2 protein-coding genes are annotated in these 2,544 nt (G+C 49.3%); both read left to right on the top strand.

Translation table 11 applies throughout. From position 1 onward, the window contains the following. The coding region (locus tag ACTHUM_RS11430) for a GTP cyclohydrolase, FolE2/MptA family (RefSeq protein WP_440402918.1) at nucleotides 1-421 on the top strand (421 nt) is incomplete at its 5' end. Nucleotides 422-638: 217 nt separating this feature from the next. After that, a complete protein-coding gene (gene dsbD, locus ACTHUM_RS11425; protein WP_070712355.1) occupies nucleotides 639-2,444 on the top strand; it encodes a protein-disulfide reductase DsbD in 1,806 nt (601 codons plus the stop codon). Nucleotides 2,445-2,544: the final 100 nt, after the last annotated feature.

The raw sequence follows: 2,544 nt of genomic DNA, 5'->3' as shown, positions 1-2,544 counted from the left end.
CGACTATGATGTTACCCTGACCGGCGAAATCAAAAACGGTACATACAGCCACAGCCTGAAAGTAATGGTTCCGGTTACTTCATTGTGTCCGTGTTCCAAAGAAATTTCCCAATACGGCGCGCACAACCAACGTTCGCATGTGACGGTCAGTCTGATTGCGAATGCGGATGTAGGCATTGAAGAAATCATCGATTACGTCGAAGCGCAAGCAAGCTGCCAGCTCTACGGCTTGCTCAAACGCCCTGACGAGAAGTATGTAACGGAAAAAGCGTACGAAAATCCGAAGTTTGTCGAAGACATGGTTCGCGATGTGGCTACTGCGCTGATTGCCGACAAACGCATCGAGTCGTTTGTTGTCGAAAGCGAAAACTTCGAATCGATACACAACCATTCCGCTTACGCTTATATCGCTTATCCTTAAAGCCAAGCCGAATAGCAACAAAGGCCGTCTGAACATTTCAGACGGCCTTTGGCATAAATTGAACGATACCATGAGACTATCGGTCATATATGGGCAACCCTATTTCGATATAATTCAAAAGCATTAGATTTCTCTCGCAATATTTAACATAAATTAAGCCGATTGTTTTCCCCATCATTTATAATGACGGTTTCTCAACGGCATATCCGTGGATATTATGAAAAAATTCCTTTATTTCCTCATTGCATTTTTAGGCTTGAGCAGCTTCGCATTCGCAGTAGATGCCAATGATTTGCTGCCTCCAGAGCAAGCCTTTGTACCTCAAGTCAATGTAACCGATCAAGGCATCAGCGTGCAGTTCAAAATCGCTGACGGCTACTATATGTACCAGTCCAAAATCGTTGCAGCGACCAATCCTGACAAAATCCTAGGCGAACCCAAATTCAGTAAAGGTGAAGAAAAAGAAGACGAATTCTTCGGCAAACAAACGGTTTACCACCATACCGCACAGGTTGACCTACCTTACAAACAAGCCGCGCCGCAATACAAACTGACACTGACTTATCAAGGCTGTGCCGAAGTAGGTGTGTGTTATCCGCCTGTGGACACTGAGTTTGACGTAAAAGGCAACGGGGTTTACCAGCCGCAAAGCGATGAGCCGGTTTCTGCCAAAGACCGCTTTTTACAACCGTCCGCCTCTTCAGACGGCCCAATGCCTGCCCAGCCTAGTGCAAACAATCCCGACAGCAGCCGCTTCAAGCTCTCTTGGGATACTTTAAACGCCAACCTGTTGGCGTTTTTTGTCGCAGGTTTGGGCTTAAGCTTTACCGCCTGCATGTATCCGCTCCTGCCGATTGTTTCCAGTATTGTCGTGGGCGACAAAAAAGCCGGCAAAGGCCGCGCGTTTACCTTGTCTATGGTTTATGTACAAGGTTTGGCATTGACCTACACCTTGGTCGGCGTGATTGCCGGTTTGACCGGCGCGCTGTTGACCGTATGGCTGCAACAACCTTGGGTCGTACTGGCCGCCGCAGGACTGATGGTGATATTGGCATTGTCGATGTTCGGCTTCTTCAATATCCAGCTGCCCAACTCTGTCCAATCCTATTTCCAAAATCAAAGCAGCAAACTCTCCGGCGGTAAAATCGTTTCCGTCTTTATCATGGGTATTTTGTCTGCACTGATTGTCGGCCCGTGCGTTGCGCCTCCGCTGGCATTTGCTTTGGGCTATATCGGCCAAACCGGCGATGCCGTGTTGGGCGGCCTCGCGCTTTATGTCTTAGCACTCGGCACCGGCGTACCGCTCATCATCATCGGCACATTCGGCGGTCATATCCTGCCTAAAGCAGGCGACTGGATGAACGGCATCAAATACGCATTCGGCTTCATCTTGCTGGCCGTTGCCGTATACCTTGCCACACCGCATCTGCCTTATTTCGCAGTAGTCGGCCTCTACACCTTGCTGATGATTGTTCCCGCCCTGATGCTTTTGGCGAAATCCGGCAAACAGAAAGGCCGTCTGAAAACGGTTGCCGCCGTATTGGGCTTTTTACTGCTGATTGGCGGCTCATGGTTTGGCTGGCAAAGCTTCAATAAACAAACCACCGCCCTCCACCACTTCTTAACGCTGGTTCCGCCATCCGAAGCCGGCCAAGAAACCGACCACGGTAAGATGTTTACCGATGTCGGAGAACTCAAAGCCGCTATGGATGCCGCCTTGAAAGCCGATCCTAGCAAACCCGTGCTGATTGATTTCTACGCCGACTGGTGCGTATCCTGCAAAGAAATGGCCGCCTACACGCTCAACCAACCGCAGGTACACGAAGCAGTCGATATGCAACGCTTCTTCCAAATCGACGTAACCGCCAACACTCCCGACCATCAAGCCTTACTGAAAGAATACGGCCTCTTCGGCCCTCCGGGCGTGTTTGTTGTCCGCGCCGACGGCAGTCATAGCGAAGCTTTATTAGGCTTTGTCAAACCCGATGCCTTCATTGAATGGTATCGCAAAAACGAGAAATAGCCGTCTATAAAAAGGCCGTCTGAAAACAGATTTTCAGACGGCCTTTTCTTATGTTTAAAAATTAAAATTCATCTTGAGCCCAACGCGTAGAACGCAAAAT

This window comes from Neisseria sp. P0021.S006, from assembly GCF_051956895.1.
This window is presented reverse-complemented; position numbering and strand designations above follow the sequence as displayed.

What these genes read in the sequence shown, in the direction of transcription:
- dsbD (WP_070712355.1), top strand. Translation starts at nt 639, where the DNA reads ATGAAAAAATTCCTTTATTTCCTCATTGCATTTTTAGGCTTGAGCAGC.